Here is a 19,529-nt window from a genome sequence, read left to right on the forward strand (position 1 = left end):
GGGGTCGTGTTCGGCGCCAGTCTGCCTTCGCTCGAAATCGCCGGTCTCACCATCGGCGTGCGCGAGGCCGTACTTGCGCTGATCGTTCTGGTTGCGCTGTATATCGCCGTTGTTCTGTGGCGGATGCGTCGGCTGGGAGGCATGTCGGCAGCGCCATCCACCAGCCTTGCTGCGGGGAAAGCCGAGCCAACGGAAATCCCCGCTGCGGCCGGAAACGAGGATGAATCGACGTTGCCAGACCGCCGTAGCGATACCCTGTCGGCTGACAGTTTTGCCTCATCGTCCGCTCGACTGGCCAGCGAACTGGTCACCGAAGGTCTGGCGCGCGAACTGGGCCAGTTGCGCGACGAAGTCGATGCGATGCGCGGTGAACTGGCCGCCTTGCGCGAGGACATGCTGCAGGAAGTCGCGCATCTGCGGGCTGCGCAGACCGTTTCACCGATTTACGGCGATGCGGTACAGATGGCGGCAGCAGGTTACGACGCAGCGGCGATTGCCGAACGCTGCGGCATTGCGCGCGCCGAAGCCGAGCTGGTGGTGGCTCTCGCTCGCAGCCAGGTTCAGTGAGGAATGAGCATGACGGACAAGCCGGCAGGTGATAGTGCGAACGAGACGGCGGCAGCCCCTGACCTACGTAACCAGATGATCCGGCGGCTGGCCATGGCCGGTGGCCTGGTGGCGGTTTTGCTGGGCATGCTGGCGGTGTTCGACCATTTGTCCCAGCCAGCCGACGAACAGGAAGTCCGAGTGTTCACCGAGCCGGTACCGGTCGCGCCCAAGAAGATGGTGACGCAGCCGGTGACACCGGTCGAGCCGGTGGCCGATGAGGCGCCGGTCGTGCAGGAAGCGGCACCTGTGGGTGCCGTTCCGGTTGAGGCTGCGGTCGGGGCGCCGCCGCCGCCCGAGGTCGCTGCGCAACCGGCGATTGAGCCCACGGTCGCGCCAGCAAATCCACCGGTGGCACGGCCGCGGGTGCGCCCTGTGGCACCGGCCAGCCCGGAAATCGTTCCCGAAATGACCTCGGCACCGCCGATTGCGCCTGCGCCGCCGGTCAGCGTGCCGAAAGCCCCGGTGCCGTCGGCCCGGGTCGTCGAGTCCACGCCGACCACGCCGGCTGCGCCCCGCTTGTTCTCGGGTTTTGTCCTGCAGGCGGGCGTGTTCACCAGTGCCCAGCGGGCCGAGGAACTGCATGCCAAGCTGACGCTGAGCGGGGTTCAATCGAGCATCGAAACCCGGGTTCAGGTCGGACCTTTCCGCACCCGCAAGGAAGCCGCCGAAGCCCAGGAGAAATTGCGCGAACTGGGCATCGACTCGATCCTGATCGCGCCCAAGGGCGGGCGCTAACCGGCTTTCTGCAGGCGCCTGGCGAACACCTTCATTTCCTTGGCGGCCTGGATATCGCCCTTGGTCTCGGCAACGGCGATTCCCGCTTCATAGGCGGCGATGGCGCCGGCCGCATCGCCAGCTTCGGCGAGCGCCTTGCCCAGCGCCTTCCACGCCGCCGAATACTGCGGGTCGCGTTCAACTGCCGCACGGAAGCAATTTGCCGCCTGTTGCGGCGCCGCCGCCTTCAGGTACTCATTGCCCAACGAGAAGCGGAGCAGGGCGCCGTCACGCGGGCCGTCGATCATTTTTTCCAGGGATTCGATACGCGGGTTCATGGGGGCTCGGGTCTAAAATAGCGGCTTTCGCCAATCATCAGAAGGAATTCCACATGGCCAAGACCATCATCGCCACGCCGAACGCACCGGCTGCCATCGGCACCTATTCGCAAGCCGTGCGCGTCGGCGATACCGTCTACCTGTCCGGGCAGATCGGTCTCGATCCGGCGACCATGCAGATGGTAGACGGTATCGACGCGCAAATCGTTCGCGTCTTCGAAAATCTCAAGGCCGTTGCCGAAGCTGCCGGCGGCTCGCTGGCCGACGTGGTCAAGCTCAATGTCTTCCTCACCGACCTTGGCAACTTCGCCAAGGTCAACGAAACGATGGCGCGCTATTTCAGCGAGCCGTTCCCGGCGCGTGCCGCCGTCGGCGTCAAGGAATTGCCGCGCGGCGCGCTGGTCGAGGCCGACGCGGTGATGTTCCTCGGCTGATCGCTGGATGTCGCTGGCGCCGATCCGCGCCTCCGATGCGCTGAAGAAAAAGCTGGCCAAGCTCGGTCTCCATACGGAGGCCGATCTGCTGGTGCATCTGCCGCTGCGTTACGAGGACGAAACGCGCATCACCGAGATCGCCCGCGCCTTCAGCGGCGAGGCGGTGCAGCTCGAACTGCGTGTGCTGAACAACGAGATCCAGTTCAAGCCGCGCCGACAGATGGTCGTGCGCGCCTGCGACGACAGCGGCGAAATCACGCTGCGCTTCTTCAGCTTCTACCCGAACCAGCAGGCGGCGCTCAGCGAAGGCTCGTTGGTGCGCGTCTTCGGCGAGGTGCGCGGCGGCTTCTACGGGCTGGAGATGGTGCATCCGCGTTTCCGCAAGATCGCCGAGGGCGAGCCGCTGCCGGCGGAAATGACGCCGATTTACCCGTCGACCGCCGGCTTGACCAGTTCAGCGCTACAGAAGCTGATCGGCCGGGCGCTGGCCGATGGTGACCTGTCCGAGACGCTGCCCGACGAGATCCGCCAGCGCCTCAAGCTGCCCGGCCTGGCACGCAGCATCCATTTCCTGCACCGGCCGCCGCCGGGTACCGATGTCGACACGCTGCATGCCCGCCATCATCCGGCCTGGCGGCGGGTCAAATTTGACGAGGTGCTCGCTCAGCAACTGTCGCTGCGCCGCGCCTACCTGGCGCGCCGCGAGCAGGGCGCGCCGGTGCTGGTGGCGCAGGACGACCTTGGCGCCCGCCTGCTCGACCGCCTGCCCTTCGGCCTGACCGGCGCGCAGTTGCGGGCGATGGCCGAGATCGCCGGCGACCTCGCCCAGCCTTATCCGATGCAGCGCCTGCTGCAGGGCGATGTCGGCGCCGGCAAGACCATCGTCGCCGCGCTGGCGGCCTGCCAGGCGATTGCCGCCGGCTGGCAGGCGGCGTTCATGGCGCCGACCGAAATCCTCGCCGAACAGCATTACCTGAAATTGCGCGACTGGCTGGAACCGCTCGGCGTGCGCGTCGCCTGGCTGTCCGGCAGCCTGAAGAGCAAGGCCAAGCGCGAGCAACTGGCGGCGACGGCGGCCGACGCGCAACTGGTGGTCGGCACCCATGCGCTGATCCAGGATGGCGTCGACTTCGCCAGGCTGGGCCTGGCGATCGTCGACGAGCAGCACCGCTTCGGCGTCGCCCAGCGCCTGGCGCTGCGCAAGAAGGGCAGCAACCCACACCAGCTGATGATGTCGGCGACGCCGATCCCGCGCACGCTGGCGATGAGCTACTACGCCGACCTCGACGTCACCGTGCTCGACGAACTGCCGCCCGGCCGGACGCCGATCAAGACGCGGCTGGTCGCCGACAACCGGCGCCAGGATGTCGTCGGCTTCGTCAAGAAACACGTCGAGGAAGGCCGCCAGGCCTACTGGGTGTGTCCGCTGATCGAGGAATCGGAAGCCCTGCAGTTGCAGACGGCGGAAGAAACCTACGAACAGCTTTCGACCGATCTACCGGGGCTGTCCGTTGGCTTGGTGCACGGACGGCTGAAGGCCGACGAGAAACAGGCGGTGATGAGCGCCTTCGCCGCCGGCGAGATTGACGTGCTGGTGGCGACGACGGTGATCGAGGTCGGCGTCGACGTGCCGAATGCCAGCCTGATGGTCATCGAGCACGCCGAACGCTTCGGCCTTTCGCAACTGCACCAGTTGCGCGGCCGCGTCGGTCGCGGCCAGTACGAATCGAGTTGCGTGCTGATCTACGCCGGGCCGCTCGGCGAGGTCGCCCGCCAGCGCCTGAAGATCATCTTCGAGCATACCGACGGTTTCGAGATTGCCCGCCAGGACTTGCAGATTCGCGGTCCCGGCGAATTCGTCGGGGCCCGCCAGAGCGGCGTGCCGCTGCTGCGCTACGCCGATCTCGAAATGGACGCTGATCTGGTCGAGATGGCGCGCCAGATTGCCGAGGAAATGCTCACCGAGCATCCGGCCCTGGCCGAAAAACACCTGCAACGCTGGCTGGGCGCCCGCGAGGAATTGCTCAAGTCGTAAACCAGTCCTCGATCAGCGCCGCCACCTGTTCTGGCTGGTCGTGGTGCAGCATGTGGTCGGCCTGGTCGATCCAGGCTTCGCGGACATCGGCGAAGCAGGCGCGGCGCGCTTCCCAGTCGCCGGGGCGGGTGGCGAAATCGCGCACGATCCACGACTGGCGACCGGCGACCCAGAGTACCGGGCAGGTGATGTCGCGCCAGATCGCCATCGACTCTTCGAGGCGGAACAGGTTGGGCGACATCGCCTTGTGCCAGCGGTCGCCGTTCCAGATGATGCCATGCCGGTACTCGCCGCCCTTGGTCGTGCCATCGCCGATCCGGGCCAGGTGCCGCGACAGGAAATCGGCGCGTGCCGGGGTCAGGTAGGGGTCGGTCTTCATCAGGCGCCGGGCGAAAGCCGGTCGATCCGGATAGACATGCAGGCGCGGCGGATTCTTCAATTCGCCCAGCCAGTGCCGGTAGCGGCCGGCCGCCATGTCCGGCGTGGTTGGCGCAATACCGAAGCCTTCGAGTGAAATCAGTTTTTCGACGCGATCCGGATACAGGCCGGCGTACAGTGTGGCAATGATGCCGCCCATGCTGTGACCGGCCAGGCGCACCTGCCCTTGCGGCGCGTAACGGTCGATGATGGCCAGCATGTCGCCCATGTGCTCGGCGAAGAAGTACGGGCGGTCCAGCCATTGCGACGGGCCAAAACCGCGCCAGTCGGGGGCGACGATGTTCCAGTCCTGCTGCAATTCATCGACGACGAACTGCCAGGATGCGGAAACATCCATCCAGCCGTGCAGCAGGAACAGTGTCGGCGCCTCGGGATTGCCCCAGCGACGGATGTGCAGGCGGACGCCGTAGGCGTCGAGGAATTCGGAACGGGAGGGGCGCATGGTCGATCGGGGAGCTTCGCGAAGCGGGCATTGTAGCGCCTGGTGCCCGACAGCAGCATTGCATGAAAAATGTGTCGATGGCATATAATCGCGCCTTTCCAGTTTTTACCGTCGGGAGCTTTGATGAAACGTCGCGATTTCGTGCTGTTGGGTACTTTGATGTCCGGTGTCAGTGCCGTCAATCCGGTGCTGGCCCAGTTCAATTTCGGCAAGGTGCTCGAAGCCGGCAAGACGCTGATGGAATCGGAGACGCTCAGCGACGCCGACCTCAAGTCCTACTTCGACCAGATGGCCGCCGATTCCGATGCCAAGAACAAGCTGGCCGGGCCGAAGGATGCCTACGGCAAACGCATCGCCAAACTGGCCAAGGGGCTGGACAGTTACGACGGTCTCAAGCTCGACATCAAGGCCTACCTGACGCCGGAAGTGAACGCCTTTGCCATGGCCAACGGCACCATCCGCGTCTACAGCGGGCTGATGGACAAATTCACCGACGACGAGATCCGCTACGTGATCGGTCACGAAATCGGCCACGTCAAGGCCGGTCATACCAAGTCCCGCATCCAGACCGCGATGCGCACCAGCGCCCTGCGCAGTGCCGTGGCCTCGACCGGCGGCAAGACCGCGCAGCTTGCCGAATCGCAACTTGGCGACTTGTTCGAGCAGGTCGTTCGCGCCCAGCATTCGCAGGCCAACGAGAACGAGGCCGACGATCTGGCGATGCAGTTCATGAAGTCCCAGCGCTATCCGGCGGCGGCCTGCGTGACGGCGCTGGAGAAACTCGATGCGCTGGGCGGCGGTGGGGCGTCATGGCTGTCCACCCACCCGAGCCCGAAAGCCCGGGCCGAGCGCATGCGCGCCCAGGTATAAATCAGGGGGCCTTGCTCAGTCCCCAAATATCTTCCGTATCGCATCGAAAATGGAATCAAGCGGCGACATCTCCACGTCCAGTGCCTTGACCCCGGCGTCGCCCGTGAATTCGTCGTACACCCAGTCACCGTCGACGTAGGAAACGCCGGGTGGCGCCGTCCGCTCGCTGGCAGGCTTGCCGGCCAGCGCCTGACGCATGTAGTCGGCCCAGATCGGTAGTGCCAGGGTGGCGCCGAATTCGCGGGCACCGAGCGATTTCGGCTGGTCGTAACCCATCCACGCCACCGCCACCACGTTCGCGGCGTAGCCGGCGAACCAGCCGTCGACCGCGTCGCTGGTAGTGCCGGTCTTGCCGGCCAGGTCGCTGCGCCCCAGGCGCTGGCTGGCAGCGGCGCCGGTGCCGCTGCTCACCACTTCGCGCAGCATGCTGTCGATGATGAAGGCATTGCGCGGATCGATCACCGGTTGCCTGTCTTCCTTCGACGGCGCCGGGGCTTCCCACAGCACCTGGCCGCGGGCGTCGGTGATCTTCTCGATCAGGCGCGGGCTGACCTGGTGGCCCCCGTTGGCGAACACCGCGTAGGCCTGGGCCATCTGCAGGGGCGTTACCGAGCCGCTGCCCAGCGTCAGCGTCAGGTTGTCCGGGTGTTTGGCGGCGTCGAAGCCGAAGCGCGTCAGATAGTCGCGCGCATACTGCGGCGTGATCGCCTGCAGCAGGCGCACGGCGACCACGTTCTTGGAGCGGGCGAGCGCCCGGCGTAGCGTCAGCGTGCCGTCGTAGCCGTCGTCGTTGCGCGGCTCCCATGGCTGGCCGTCGGCGCCACCGGGCAGCGACAGTGGCGCGTCGTTCATCAGCGTGGCCGGCGAGAAGCCCTTTTCCAGCGCCGCTGAATAGACGAAAGGCTTGATGATCGACCCTGGCTGACGCCAGGCGCTGGTGACGTGGTTGAACTGCCGGCGGTTGAAGTCGAAGCCGCCGACCAGCGCCCGGTAGGAACCATCCTCGGCGTCGAGAGCGACGAAAGCTGCTTCCACCTCCGGCATCTGGGCGATCGCCCAATGGCCCTTGGCGTCCTGGCTGACGCGGATCACCGAGCCGACGCGGATGCGCTCGGCCAGCGGCGTTTTCGGCTGCAGGGCGCGGGCGGCGAAGCGCAGGCCATTGCCGGTGATCTCCAGGGTGTCGCCGAAGGCTGGTTCGGCGCGTACGCGCTTGGCTGAAACCTCGGTGACGACGGCGGCGATAAGCTTGTCGCTGCCCGGGTGTTTGGCCAGCGCCTGATCAATGGTTTCCTCGCGTTCGTTGGCGTCGGCTGGCAGCTCGACGTAAGCTTCCGGGCCGCGGTAGCCGTGGCGCTGGTCGTAAGCCAGCACGTTGCGCCGCAGCGATTCGTAGGCAGCGTTTTGTTCAGCCTTGTCGAGCGTGGTGTAAACGTTGAAACCCTGGGTATAGGTGGCCCCCTGGTAGCGTGCATAAAGCTCCTGGCGAACCAGTTCGGCAACATGATCGGCCTGGGCTTCGAACTGCATGCGCTGGCTGACCGCCAGCGGTTGGGCGACGGCCTCGTCAAACTGCGCCTGGGTGATCGTCTCCAGTTGCAGCATGCGCTTGAGCACCAGTTCCTGGCGTGCCTTGGCCCGCGCCGGATTGACCGCCGGGTTGTGTTTGGACGGGTTCTGCGGAATGCCGGCGAGCATCGCCGCCTCAGCCAGCGTCAGCTCGGGCAGGCGCTTGCGGAAGTAGGTGCGGGCGGCGCTGGAAAAGCCGTAGGAGCGCTGGCCGAGGTAAATCTGGTTCATGTAGAGCTCAAGGATCTGGTCCTTGTTCAAGGCCGATTCAATGCGGTAGGAGAGCATCACCTCGGTCAGTTTGCGGCGCAGCGTCTTCTCGGGCGTCAGGAAGAAATTGCGCGCCACCTGCATGGTGATCGTCGATGCCCCCTGGCGCATGCCGCCGGTCAGCCCGGCAGCCACCGCCCGCGCCACGCCCCGGTAATCGACCCCGCCGTGCTCGTAGAAGCGCGCATCCTCGATCGCCAGCAGGGCATCCTTCAACACCGGCGGAATTTCCTGAATCGGCGTGAAGTCCCGGCGTTCCTCGCCGAACTCACCGAGCAGCGCGCCGTCGGCGGTATAGATGCGCAAGGGGATTTTCGGGCGATAGTCGGTGACCAGGTCGAGCGATGGCAGCCTGGGCAGGATGCTCAGCAGGGTGCCGCCGAGCAGCACGAACACCGTCAGCACGCCAATGGCACTCAGCGCCAGGAGCGTGCGCCGCAGGTCATTGCGGTAATTGGCTTGGGCAAAAGGTAAGGCAAGAAACTTGACGGCGGTTGAGAAGAAATTCACGCGTTGGTCCTGGTCGAGGTGGCAACTGGGCCGCTTGAAGGCGCAGTTTAGCCGTAATGTTGAAGACAAAAAATTTCGGTGGTTTTGCTTGACTATATCATATCGATATAACTAAACTTGTCGACATGAAATCTGACTACAGCCAAACCATCCCCCCGCAGTGGGCCGTCATGTCCAGGATGTTCGTTGCCTTGGGCGATGAACATCGTCAGCGCATCCTGCTGTTGTTCGAGCCGGGTGAGCGCCTGAATGTCGGGCAGATTGCCGAAGTGTCGACGCTGGCGCGGTCGACCGTGTCGCACCACCTGAAAGTGCTTCATGAGTCCGGCGTGCTGGCCTCGGAGAAGATCGGCAAGGAGGTGTGGTTCTGGATTGACCGTAAGGCGCTGGAAACCACCTTTACCAACGTTCTTGATTACGTTCGGGAGTCCACCTGATGCGTGCCGTTTTGCGTCCAATCCTGCGGGGGGTCGCCCGCCTGCTGTTCCGCGTTGATGTGCAGTTCCGGCAGTCCGATTTTTCGCAGCACAAGCTGCTGATCGTCGCCAATCACGAATCCTTTCTCGATGGCCTGTTGCTCGGCCTGTTCCTGCCGGTTGATCCGGTTTTCGTGGTCCATACCGGGGTTGTTCGGCGCTGGTACTTCCGCCTGCTGCTGTCGCAGGTGGATTACCTGGCGGTCGATCCGACCAGCCCGATGGCGATGAAGAAGGTCATCCGGCTGATCGAATCCGGCCGGCCGGTGGTCATCTTCCCGGAGGGGCGGATTACCCAGACCGGTTCGCTGATGAAGGTTTACGACGGCCCGGCCTTCGTCGCTGCCAAGACCGGCGCGACGGTGATTCCGGTACGCGTCGATGGCGCGTCGCGCTCGTATTTTTCGCGCCTGTCGGGCAAGTATCCGAAGGTGCTGTTTCCGAAAATCCGCCTGACCGTGCTGCCGGAAGCGCATTTCCCGATGCCGGCGGCGTCGACCGCAAAATTGCGCCGGCGCAAGGCGGGCGAGCAGATGCGCAAGTTGATGCAGGAAATGATCTTTGCTTCGCGTCCCACGCAAACGCTGTACGGCGCGCTGTGCGATGCGGCCACGGTGTACGGGCGCGGCCGGCGCCTGCTGGAGGACATGAAGCAGATCGAGTATTCGTACAACGACCTGCTCAAGATGGCCTTGATGCTGGGCCGACAGATCGAGCGCGTATCGGCGCCTGGCGAGAAGGTCGGCTTGCTGTTGCCCAATCTGGTGCCTACCGTTGGCCTGGTTTTCGGTTTGAGTGCCAGGAAGCGCGTGCCGGCCATGCTCAACTATACGGCCGGTACTGACGCCATGCAGGCCGCCTGCACCGCTGCCGAGGTAAAGACGGTGGTCACCTCGCGCGCCTTTGTCGAGCAGGCCAAGCTCGCCGACAAGCTGGCCGGGCTGCGTGGTGTTGAGTTGCTGTACCTGGAAGATATCCGCGACCGCATCAGCTTGGGCGACAAGCTGTGGCTGATGCTGTGGGCGATCCATTTTCCGCGTGCCTTCGAATTGTCGGCGTCGCCCGAAGAGCCGGCGGTGGTGTTGTTCACCTCCGGTTCGGAGGGCAAGCCCAAGGGCGTCGTGCTGCCGCACCGGGCGCTGCTCGCCAACATCGCGCAGATTCGCGCGGTGATCGACTTCTCGGTCGACGACAAGGTATTGAACGCGCTGCCGATCTTCCACAGCTTCGGCCTGACCGCCGGCGCGCTGCTGCCGGTGCTGACCGGCGCCAACCTCTTCCTCTACCCGTCGCCGCTGCATTACCGGGTGATCCCGGAAGTCGCCTATGACCGTGGCTGCACCGTGCTCTTCGGCACCTCGACCTTCCTCGGCAATTACGCCAAGTTCGCCCATCCCTACGATTTCTACCGCCTGCGTTACGTTGTTGCCGGTGCCGAGAAGCTTTCCGAAGCGGTGCGCAGTCAATGGTTCGAGAAGTTCGGCGTGCGCATCTTCGAAGGCTATGGCGCTACCGAAACGGCGCCGGTGCTGGCGGTCAACACGCCGATGGCCTACAAAACCGGTACCGTCGGCAACCTGCTGCCGGGCATCGAGCACAAGCTGGTGCCGGTGCCGGGCATTGATAACGGCGGCATCCTGCACGTGCGCGGTCCCAACGTCATGGCCGGCTATCTCAAGGCCGAACAGCCGGGGGTACTGCAAGCGCCGACTTCGGAAGCCGGTGATGGCTGGTATGAAACCGGCGACGTGGTCGACATCGACGACGAGGGCTTCGTGAAGATCGTCGGCCGGGTCAGGCGCTTTGCCAAGATCGCCGGCGAGATGGTCAGCCTGGAAGTGGTCGAGAAACTCGCCGTCGCCACCGCGCCGGACAAGCCGCACGCGGTGTCGAGCCAGCCGGATGAAAGCAAGGGCGAGGGGCTGGTGCTATTCACCACCGACCCGGCACTGAACCGTGAGGCGCTGGCCAGCAAGGCGCGCGAGCTCGGCCTGCCGGAACTGGCGGTGCCGAGAAAGATCAAGCTGGTCGACGCACTGCCTTTGCTCGGCACCGGCAAGATCGATTACGTGACGCTGAAACAGATGGCGGAGGCGGCATGAGCGGACAATTCGGACTTCTCAAGGAAAAGCGTTTCGGGCCGCTGTTCGGCACGCAGTTCCTCGGCGCCTTCAACGACAACCTGTACAAGAACGCGCTGGTTGTGCTGCTGACTTTCCAGGCGGCGCAATGGACGACGATCCCGGTCGAACTGCTCGGCAATCTGGCGGCTGGCCTGTTCATCCTGCCTTTCTTCCTGTTCTCGGCGACCGCCGGGCAACTGGCCGACAAGTACGACAAGGCCGGCCTGGCGCGGCTGTCCAAGGTGCTGGAGATCCTGATCATGGGCGTCGCCGCCGCCGGTTTCTGGCTGCACAGCCTGAGCTGGCTGCTCGCCGCGCTATTCCTGCTCGGCCTGCAGTCGACGCTGTTCGGCCCGGTCAAGTATTCGATCCTGCCGCAACACCTGCGCGAGGACGAACTGGTTGGCGGCAACGCGCTGATCGAGGCCGGCACCTTCGTTTCCATCCTGATCGGCACGCTGGCCGGCGGGCTGCTGGCGGGGGCGGTGAGTCAGCCGGTGTGGATCGCTGTTGGCGGGCTGGCCGTGGCGGTGCTCGGTTACCTTTACAGCCGGGGCATTCCGGCAGCGCCACCGCCGGCGCCCGAACTGAAGGTCAACTGGAATCCGCTGACCGAAACCTGGCGCAGCATGGTTTTTGCCAAGGGTAACCGGACCGTGTTCCTGTCGATTCTCGGTATTTCCTGGTTCTGGCTCTACGGTGCCTTGTTCCTCGCCCAGTTCCCGGCCTACACGAAGAACGTGCTCGGCGGTGGCGAAACGACGGTGACGCTGCTGCTGGCCATCTTCACGGTCGGTATCGGGGTCGGCTCGCTGCTCTGCGAGCGGATGTCGGGCAAGCATGTCGAAATCGGCCTGGTGCCGTTCGGCTCGATTGGCCTGACGCTGTTCGGCCTGGACCTGTATTTCGCCTCGCCGGTCGGCCTGATCGGCACGACGGCGCATGAACTGACGGCGCTGCTCAGTATCCCGGCGATCTGGCGGGTGCTGTTCGACCTGCTGATGATCGGTGTCTTCGGCGGCTTCTTCATCGTCCCGCTGTACGCGCTGGTGCAGACGCGTAGCGAGGCCAGCCACCGGGCGCGGATCATTGCCGCCAATAACATCCTTAACGCCTTGTTCATGGTGGTCGGCGCCCTCGGTGCCTCGGCGGCGCTCGGCGCCGGACTGTCGATCCCGGCGCTGTTTGGCATCGCGGCACTGCTCAATGCGGCAGTCGTGGTGTACATCTACGGGCTGGTGCCGGAATTTCTGCTGCGCTTCGTCGCCTGGCTGCTGGTCAAGGCGGTGTACCGGTTGCGCAGCGAAGGCGTCGAACACATCCCGCTGGCCGGGCCGGCGGTGCTGGTCGCCAACCACGTCAGCTTCGCCGATGCGGTGATCCTGATGGGGGCGTCACCGCGGCCGATCCGCTTTGTCATGGATCACCGCATCTTCCGCACGCCGCTGCTCGGCTTCGTCTTCCGCCACTGCGGGGCGATTCCGATCGCCTCGGCCAAGGAAGACCCGGCGCTGACGGAGAAGGCCTTTGCCGAGGTGTCGACCGCACTGGCCAATGGCGAACTGGTCGGCATCTTCCCCGAAGGCAACATCACCCGTGATGGCGAGTTGCAGCCTTTCCGCCCGGGTATCGCCCGCATCCTCGCGGCCAATCCGGTGCCGGTGGTGCCGATGGCGCTGTCCGGCTTGTGGGGTAGTTTTTTCTCGCGCATCGATGGTGCGGCGATGAAAACGCCGTTCCGCCGCGGGATGTTTTCGCCGATCAGCTTGCACGTCGGCGCGCCGCTGGCGCCGACGGCGGCAACGCCGACGACCTTGTTCGAACGCGTGCTGAGCTTGCGGGGGGCGGCCAAATAGCCGGCGCGGCGGTAAAATCCCGGACTTTGCCCGAAAGCTGACGATGGCCACCGCTTCCCCGATTCCCGCCGACCCGCTGGCCACCCTGGCCGATACCGACAGCCAGCGACTGGCCGCGCGCCTAGCGCAGGATGCCTTTGCCGCCGTGTTCCGCATGGCCGTCGCGCCGGACAGTGACGCCGAAGCCGGCGCCCTCGGCGAACTGGCCGGGCGCTGCTACAACTGGAGCCAGGCCGGTGCCGCCGACGACGCCCGGGCGCTGCGCCTGGCCCTGTTGATCAACGGGCTCGATGCCTGGGGGCTGGCTTACACGCAGGCATTCCAGCTCCAAGCGATCCCGGCGCTGACGGCGCTGATCGGCGGACTGCGCACGCGTCTCGACGCCACCGCCGATGCGCGCTTCCAGCAACAGTTTGCGGCGCTGACGGGGAATGAATTCGCCGCCGTCGATTTCAAGGTCGAACTGCGCCGCAGCATCCATCTCGCGCTGTGGCATGCGATGGCCGCTTGTGAGACGGCCGAACAGGCCGAAGGCCTGGTCCGGCCGCTGGGCAGCCTGCTGCTCGGGCTCAACGAACAGATGCCGGAGCTCGGCTGGCGGTTGATTGCCGACGCGCTGGCCAGCATCCAGATTTCGCTGCTCGCCGATGCGGCGGCCTCGGCGATGGCCCAGGACGGCACGCAGCAGTTATTCGCGGCCTTGCGTCACGCGCTGCCTGCTGAACGTTACCAGGCCATCCTCGCCCATTCCGGGCAGGCCGTCGTTGCCTGGCAGCAGGCGCGGCGGGCACGCGACACAGAAGGTAGAATCGACGCATGACCCTGGCCGCGATCAAGGAAAGACTGGATCTCTACGAGAAGCTGATGCGATTGGACAAGCCAATCGGCATCCTGCTCTTGCTGTGGCCGACGCTGTGGGCGCTGTGGCTGTCTGCCAATGGCCGTCCGGATTGGCCCGTGCTGCTGGTCTTCGTGCTCGGCACCGTGCTCATGCGTTCGGCCGGTTGCGTCATCAACGACTACGCCGACCGCGATTTCGACAAGCATGTCGAACGGACCAAGGAGCGTCCGTTGACTGCCGGTCGGGTGAGCACGAAGGAAGCACTGGCGCTGTTCGCCGTCCTCTGCCTGCTGGCTTTCGCGCTGGTGCTGGTGCTGGGGATTCCGCTGGTCATCTGGCTGTCAATCCCAGCGGTCTTCCTGGCTGCCAGCTATCCCTTCACCAAGCGCTTCTTGGCTATTCCGCAGGCCTACCTCGGCATCGCCTTTGGCTTCGGCATCCCGATGGCCTACGCTGCGCACCAGGGCAGCGTGCCGGCCGAAGCCTGGTGGCTGCTGCTGGCCAACATCTTCTGGGCGGTTGCCTACGATACCGAATACGCCATGGTCGACCGCAACGACGACCTCAAGATCGGCATCAAGACCTCGGCGATCACCTTCGGTCGTTTCGACGTCGCCGCCGTCATGCTCTGCTACGCCGCGACGCTGGCGCTGATCGCCTGGGTCGGCAGCACCTACGCGCTGGGCTGGCCGTTCTACAGCGCGCTGGCCATTGCCGCCGGCATCATGGGCGTCCATTACATCTGGATTCGCGGCCGCGAACGCATGGCCTGCTTCAAGGCTTTCCTGCACAACAACTGGGTCGGCGGCATCATCTTCGCCGGCATTGCCCTGGACTTCCTGCTCCGATGAAATACCACGACCTGCGCGACTTCCTGTCGCAACTGGAAAAGACCGGCGAACTCAAGCGCATTGCGGTCGATGTCGATACCCACCTGGAGATGACCGAGATCGGCGACCGCGTGCTGCGCGCCGGCGGTCCGGCACTGCTCTTCGAAAAGGCTCATACGCAGGGCCGGCGTCACGAGATGCCAGTACTCACCAACCTGTTCGGCACGCCCAGGCGCGTAGCCCTGGGCATGGGCGAGGATTCGGTGCAGGCGCTGCGCGAAGTCGGCAAGCTGCTTGCCTACCTCAAGGAACCGGAGCCGCCCAAGGGCCTGAAGGATGCCTGGGACAAGCTGCCGGTGCTCAAGCAGGTGCTCAACATGGCGCCGAAGAAGGTGTCGAACGCGCCCTGCCAGGAGATCGTCTGGGAAGGCAAGGACGTCGACCTCTCGCGGCTGCCGATCCAGCATTGCTGGCCCGGCGACGTCGCGCCCCTGATCACCTGGGGCCTGGTCGTCACCAAAGGCCCGCACAAGAGCCGCCAGAACCTCGGCATCTACCGCCAGCAGGTGCTCGGGCCGAACAAGCTGATCATGCGCTGGCTGGCGCATCGCGGCGGTGCGCTCGATTTCCGCGATTTCAAGATGGCCAACCCCGGCCAGCCTTTCCCGATTGCCGTGGTCCTCGGCTGCGATCCGGCGACCATACTCGGCGCGGTGACGCCGGTGCCGGACAGCCTTTCCGAATACCAGTTCGCCGGCCTGCTGCGCGGCGGCAAGACCGAGCTGACGCAATGCCTCGGCTCAAGTTTGCAAGTGCCCGCTTCCGCCGAGATCGTTCTCGAAGGCCATATCCATCCCGGCGAGATGGCGCTCGAAGGCCCCTACGGTGATCACACCGGCTACTACAACGAGCAGGCGGAATTTCCGGTGTTCACGGTCGACCGCATCACCATGCGCAAGAACCCGATCTACCACAGCACCTATACCGGCAAGCCGCCCGACGAGCCGGCGGTGTTGGGCGTGGCGCTCAATGAAGTGTTCGTGCCGCTGTTGCAGAAGCAGTTCACCGAAATCGTCGATTTCTACCTGCCGCCGGAAGGCTGCTCGTACCGCATGGCCATCGTCAGCATCAAGAAGGCCTATCCCGGCCACGCCAAGCGCATCATGTTCGGCATCTGGTCTTTCCTGCGCCAGTTCATGTACACCAAGACCATCGTTGTCGTGGACGACGACATCGACATCCGCGACTGGAAGGAAGTGATCTGGGCGATGACCACGCGTTTCGACGCGGTGCGCGATACGACCCTGGTCGATAACACGCCGATCGACTACCTCGACTTCGCCAGCCCGGTCGCCGGCCTGGGCTCGAAGATGGGGATCGACGCGACCAATAAGTGGCCGGGCGAAACCCAGCGCGAATGGGGGCGGCCCATCGTCATGGACGCTGCGGTTAAACAGCGCGTGGACGATCTCTGGGGGAAACTGGGCTTATGAGCCTGACCGTCATCGATCTCGATCTGAACAACACCACCCATGCGGCGGCCTTGCTTGAGCTGCTCGACCACTACGCGCAGGACCCGATGGGCGGCGGTCAGGGCCTCAAGCCCGAGGTCAAGGCGACGCTGGTCGCAGGCTTGAAGGGTGTGCCGGTCTATCACGGCGGACTGGCGCTGGCTGGCGACAAGCCGGTCGGGCTGATCAATTGCTTCGCCGGTTTCTCGACCTTCGCTGCCCGGCCGCTGCTCAACATCCACGATATCGTGGTGCGCCGCGACCGCCGCCGTCAGGGTATCGGTCAGGCGCTGCTGGCCTGGGCCGAGACCAAGGCGCGGGCACTCGGCTGCTGCAAGCTGACGCTGGAAGTGTTGTCGAACAACCAGCAGGCGATGGCTTCGTACCAGCTCGCCGGTTTCGCGCCCTATGTGCTCGACCCGGCGGCTGGTCAGGCGCTGTTCCTGCAGAAACTGCTGGCCGAGGAGAAATCATGAACGAGCCTGTCCCTGGCGGCCCCGGCGGCGTGCGCCCGTCGCTGGTCAATGTCACCCACCTGATCTATGGCCTGCATGCGATTGCCGTCGTCGTCGGCGTCACCTCGTCGGCGACCATCGCCGGCGGCTTTGTCTTCGGGGTGCCGTCGCTGCTGGCGGTCTTCCTCAACTACTGGATGCGCAGCGAAGTTCGCGGCACCTGGCTGGAAAGCCATTTTCGCTGGCAGATCCGGACCTTCTGGTTCACCGTGCTGTGGCTCGGTGTCTATGGCCTGTTTCTGATCACCATCATCGGTATTCCGATCGCCATCGGCGTGATCTTGGTGCTCGGTTTCTGGGTTGCCTACCGCGTTGTCCGCGGCTGGCTGGCGCTCGGCAGTTCAAACGCTATCGGCTTGTGAGGCGGCGCGCTTGCGCAGCCACTTGAGCACCGTCCCGAACAGGATGTCGGGATCGACCGGCTTGGCGATGAAGTCGTCCATGCCGGCATCGAGGCAGCGCTGACGGTCCTCGGCAAAGGCATTGGCGGTCATCGCCAGGATCGGTACGTGTTGCCGCGCCGGTAGCGCGCGGATGCGGCGGGTCGCTTCGAGACCGTCGAGACGCGGCATCTGCATGTCCATCAGGATCAGGTCGTAATTGCCGCGGGTTGCCATCTCCAGTGCCTGCTGACCGTCTTCGGCGACATTCACCTGCAGGTTCACATCGCTGAACAGCGACAGTGCGACTTCGCGATTGATCGGTTCGTCCTCGGCGAGGAGCAGGCGGCAGTGAGCATGGTCGCGAGCGAGCAATGTTTCGGCGCTCTCTCCCTGGATACTCGGGCGGCTCGGTGCGGTGATGCTGGCGTGGCCGTGTTTCAGTCGGGCGGTGAACCAGAAGGTGCTGCCGTGCCCGGGTTGGCTGCTGACCCCCGTGTCGCCGCCCATGGCCAGCGCCAGTTTGCGGGTCACGACCAGGCCCAGGCCGGTACCGCCGAAGCGTCGGGTAATCGTGTTGTCCGCCTGTTCGAAGGCGGAGAACAGGCGGGCCTGGGCCGCCGGGTCGATGCCGATGCCGGTATCGCGGACCTCGAAGCGGAGCAGGACGCCGTGCTCGTCTTCCTGTTCGCGGCTGACCTTCAGGGTAACGCTGCCCTGGTCGGTGAATTTGATGGCATTGGCGGCGAAGTTGAGCAATGCCTGCTGCAGGCGGCCGGCGTCACCTCGCAGCACGAGACCGGGAACGTCGTTGACGATCTCCAGTTGCAAATCCTTCTCCAGCGCCTTGTCGAGCATCATCGAGGAAACATTGGCGAGGATGCTGCCCGGCTGCAGTTCGTTTTCCTCGAGCTCGAACTTGCCGGCTTCGATCTTCGACAGGTCGAGGATGGCATTGATGATGTTCAGCAGATGCTGGCCGGCCAGGTCGATCTTGTGCAGGCGCTCCTGCTGATCGGGCGGAACACCGGCGCGGCTGATCAGGTGCACCATGCCGGTGATGGCGTTGAGCGGGGTGCGGATTTCGTGGCTCATGTTGGCCAGGAAGCTGCTCTTGGCCAGGCTGGCCGCCTCGGCGACTTCCTTGGCTTCCTGCAATGCCAGTTCGGTTGTCTTCTGCAGTTCGATGGCCGCTTCAAGCTGAGCGGTGCGTTCGCGGACCTTGATCTCCAGCTGGTCGCGGTGGCCGGCAATTTCATCCATCGCGGCGCGCAGTTCGGTGATGTCGTGGGCGATCCCAAGGATACCGATCAGGGTGCCGTCGGCCAGGCGCATCGGCACCTTGGTGGTCAGGAACAAGCCCTGATAGTCGCAGCCGGCAAAGTGCAGCCATTCCTCGTTGGTGCTTGGTCCATCGGCGGCAACGGCAGCCAGGTCCTTTTCGCGGAAAAAGTCGGCGAGTTCGGCGTCGACGAAATCGTGATCGGTCTTGCCGACAATTTCCTCTTCCTTGGCGCCGAAAAACTGCTCGAAACGCGGATTGCAGGCCAGGTACACGCCTTCCGGATCCTTCAGCCAGATCAGGTCGGGGATGGTGTCGACCAGGGTGTGCAGGTGCGCGCGCTCACGGGTCAGCGCCGTCATGGTCTCGTTGAGGACACGCGCCAGCGTCCCCAGTTCGTTGTCCGGCAGCTTGCCGTCGACCGGCACGAAGTGCCCGCTGCGGGCCGAGTCGACGGCCTGCATCAGGCGGTCGAGTGGATTCATGATTTCCCGGCGCATGAAAATCAGGCCGATGATGAATACCAGCAGCGAAACGGCAGCCAGGCTGGCGAAGCCGGCGCCGATCAGCAAACCCGTGGAGGCATCACCGATGTCAGCCGGACGGACAAAACGGAAGCTGACGGCGGGGCCATCGAGCAGTTGTGCGGTGGCGGTGGAGAAGGTGTGTTCTCCGGACCTGCCGAGGTGCAGGTCGGTAAACCAGCGCAAGTTCAGCTCGCGTTCCTTGCCGCTGTCGGTCATCAATGCCTGGGGCGGCATCAGTGCCGAATGCAGCGTTTCGTCGTTGCCGATGGCGAAGGCCAGGCCGGTTTCGCCGGCGGTGCGTTCGATGAAGGCGAGATCCAGGCAGCGGCCGACCGACAGCCGGCCGATTTCGCCGGCCGCTGAAACGACGGGCAGGTCATGGAGCAGCGCGATGCCGGGGGCGGTGCGGCAACGCCCGAAACGGACCTTATCGCTGCCGTTGGCTGGTGCTGCCAGGTCAATGCTGGCAATCGGTTCGAACGGTGCCAGACTGGCCTTGCTGGCGAAAAGCACCGGCTCGCCTTCGCTGCGCTGCGACCAGTAGAGATTTTGCTGCATGGCATAGCCGGCGATCGGACCGTGCCGGCCGCTGACCAGCAACCAGTCGATGCCGCTGGTCCGGCCGCTTTCACCGAGCAGCAAGGCGAGTTCGCGGGCAGGGAAGTCGAAGATGTCGGGGTTGCCGCGTTCGCTGTCGAAGTAGCCGTCAAACAGGTGCAGGGTAGCCTGCAGCTTGGGCGATTCGCTCAGCGTTCGCGTCATCCCAGCCAGTTCCTGGGCACGATATTCGGTTTCCGTGTCGAGGTGATGCCAGGCGGCGTCGATCGTGCGCGTCTGTTCTTCCCATTGTTGCTGCCCGCGCAGGACGGAAAACAGCAAGCCGGCAACCACCAGCACGGCAAGGGTTGCGGCAAACCACAGCAGGAGGAGCCGATGGGCCAGGGGCAGCTTGCGCACGA

Annotated in this window: 17 protein-coding genes; 13 read left to right on the forward strand and 4 right to left on the reverse strand. The window is 64.7% G+C overall.

Annotated features, from left to right (window positions below; genetic code table 11):
• The first annotated feature begins 6 nt into the window (after positions 1-6).
• Positions 7-567 (forward strand): DUF2802 domain-containing protein, encoded by a 561-nt coding sequence (locus tag G471_RS16650; RefSeq protein WP_051295276.1) that lies wholly within the window; start codon positions 7-9, stop codon positions 565-567.
• Positions 568-576: 9 nt separating this feature from the next.
• Positions 577-1,344: an SPOR domain-containing protein gene (locus G471_RS0104140; RefSeq protein WP_157272442.1), complete on the forward strand. Its 768-nt coding sequence runs from the start codon at positions 577-579 to the stop codon at positions 1,342-1,344.
• On the opposite strand, the gene G471_RS0104145 is transcribed toward G471_RS0104140, so the two are convergent.
• The gene (locus G471_RS0104145) at positions 1,341-1,661 is read right to left on the reverse strand and encodes a tetratricopeptide repeat protein (RefSeq protein WP_028994216.1); all 321 of its coding nucleotides are present in this window, start codon (positions 1,659-1,661) and stop codon (positions 1,341-1,343) included. The two genes, G471_RS0104140 and G471_RS0104145, sit on opposite strands and share 4 nt — an antisense overlap.
• A 53-nt stretch (positions 1,662-1,714) precedes the next feature.
• Here G471_RS0104145 and G471_RS0104150 point away from each other — a divergent pair, with 53 nt between their 5' ends.
• Together G471_RS0104150 and recG are read left to right on the forward strand one after the other, a co-directional pair.
• Positions 1,715-2,095 (forward strand): RidA family protein, encoded by a 381-nt coding sequence (locus G471_RS0104150; RefSeq protein ID WP_028994217.1) that lies wholly within the window; start codon positions 1,715-1,717, stop codon positions 2,093-2,095.
• A 7-nt stretch (positions 2,096-2,102) separates the two neighbouring features.
• The gene (gene recG / locus G471_RS0104155) at positions 2,103-4,130 is read left to right on the forward strand and encodes an ATP-dependent DNA helicase RecG (RefSeq protein ID WP_051295277.1); all 2,028 of its coding nucleotides are present in this window, start codon (positions 2,103-2,105) and stop codon (positions 4,128-4,130) included.
• On the opposite strand, the gene G471_RS0104160 is transcribed toward recG, so the two are convergent.
• Positions 4,120-5,010, reverse strand: a complete 891-nt coding sequence (locus tag G471_RS0104160; protein WP_028994219.1) for an alpha/beta fold hydrolase — start codon at positions 5,008-5,010, stop codon at positions 4,120-4,122. The genes recG and G471_RS0104160 overlap by 11 nt on opposite strands.
• Positions 5,011-5,133: 123 nt before the next feature.
• On the opposite strand from G471_RS0104160, the gene G471_RS0104165 reads away from it, so the two are divergent.
• Positions 5,134-5,880, forward strand: coding sequence for a M48 family metallopeptidase (locus G471_RS0104165; RefSeq protein WP_028994220.1), 747 nt, complete (start codon positions 5,134-5,136; stop codon positions 5,878-5,880).
• A 15-nt stretch (positions 5,881-5,895) separates the two neighbouring features.
• On the opposite strand, the gene G471_RS16655 is transcribed toward G471_RS0104165, so the two are convergent.
• A complete protein-coding gene (locus G471_RS16655; RefSeq protein ID WP_043420867.1) occupies positions 5,896-8,229 on the reverse strand; it encodes a penicillin-binding protein 1A in 2,334 nt (777 codons plus the stop codon).
• Positions 8,230-8,399: 170 nt separating this feature from the next.
• Here G471_RS16655 and G471_RS0104175 point away from each other — a divergent pair, with 170 nt between their 5' ends.
• The 8 genes from G471_RS0104175 to G471_RS0104210 are packed head-to-tail and all read left to right on the forward strand — an operon-like array spanning position 8,400 to position 16,743.
• Positions 8,400-8,666: an ArsR/SmtB family transcription factor gene (locus tag G471_RS0104175; protein WP_245580502.1), complete on the forward strand. Its 267-nt coding sequence runs from the start codon at positions 8,400-8,402 to the stop codon at positions 8,664-8,666.
• The gene (gene aas, locus G471_RS0104180; protein WP_211226382.1) at positions 8,666-10,807 is read left to right on the forward strand and encodes a bifunctional acyl-ACP--phospholipid O-acyltransferase/long-chain-fatty-acid--ACP ligase; all 2,142 of its coding nucleotides are present in this window, start codon (positions 8,666-8,668) and stop codon (positions 10,805-10,807) included. The genes G471_RS0104175 and aas overlap by 1 nt, the downstream gene beginning before the upstream one ends.
• Positions 10,804-12,684: an MFS transporter gene (locus tag G471_RS0104185; protein ID WP_028994223.1), complete on the forward strand. Its 1,881-nt coding sequence runs from the start codon at positions 10,804-10,806 to the stop codon at positions 12,682-12,684. The genes aas and G471_RS0104185 overlap by 4 nt, the downstream gene beginning before the upstream one ends.
• 43 nt (positions 12,685-12,727) lie before the next feature.
• Positions 12,728-13,504, forward strand: coding sequence for a hypothetical protein (locus G471_RS0104190; RefSeq protein ID WP_043420868.1), 777 nt, complete (start codon positions 12,728-12,730; stop codon positions 13,502-13,504).
• Positions 13,501-14,376 (forward strand): 4-hydroxybenzoate octaprenyltransferase, encoded by an 876-nt coding sequence (gene ubiA / locus G471_RS0104195; RefSeq protein WP_028994225.1) that lies wholly within the window; start codon positions 13,501-13,503, stop codon positions 14,374-14,376. Before G471_RS0104190 ends, ubiA begins: the two co-directional genes overlap by 4 nt.
• On the forward strand, positions 14,373-15,848 hold the full coding sequence (gene ubiD, locus G471_RS0104200; RefSeq protein ID WP_028994226.1) for a 4-hydroxy-3-polyprenylbenzoate decarboxylase: 1,476 nt from the start codon (positions 14,373-14,375) through the stop codon (positions 15,846-15,848). The genes ubiA and ubiD overlap by 4 nt, the downstream gene beginning before the upstream one ends.
• Positions 15,845-16,342, forward strand: a complete 498-nt coding sequence (locus G471_RS0104205; protein ID WP_028994227.1) for a GNAT family N-acetyltransferase — start codon at positions 15,845-15,847, stop codon at positions 16,340-16,342. The genes ubiD and G471_RS0104205 overlap by 4 nt, the downstream gene beginning before the upstream one ends.
• Positions 16,339-16,743, forward strand: coding sequence for a DUF4870 family protein (locus G471_RS0104210; RefSeq protein WP_028994228.1), 405 nt, complete (start codon positions 16,339-16,341; stop codon positions 16,741-16,743). The genes G471_RS0104205 and G471_RS0104210 overlap by 4 nt, the downstream gene beginning before the upstream one ends.
• Here the strand turns inward: G471_RS0104210 and G471_RS18235 are convergent.
• Positions 16,723-19,527 (reverse strand): PAS domain-containing hybrid sensor histidine kinase/response regulator, encoded by a 2,805-nt coding sequence (locus tag G471_RS18235; RefSeq protein WP_051295278.1) that lies wholly within the window; start codon positions 19,525-19,527, stop codon positions 16,723-16,725. The two genes, G471_RS0104210 and G471_RS18235, sit on opposite strands and share 21 nt — an antisense overlap.
• Positions 19,528-19,529 lie beyond the last annotated feature (2 nt).

This window comes from Azonexus hydrophilus DSM 23864, from assembly GCF_000429605.1.
In the GTDB taxonomy this organism is placed as follows: Bacteria; Pseudomonadota; Gammaproteobacteria; order Burkholderiales; family Rhodocyclaceae; genus Azonexus; species Azonexus hydrophilus.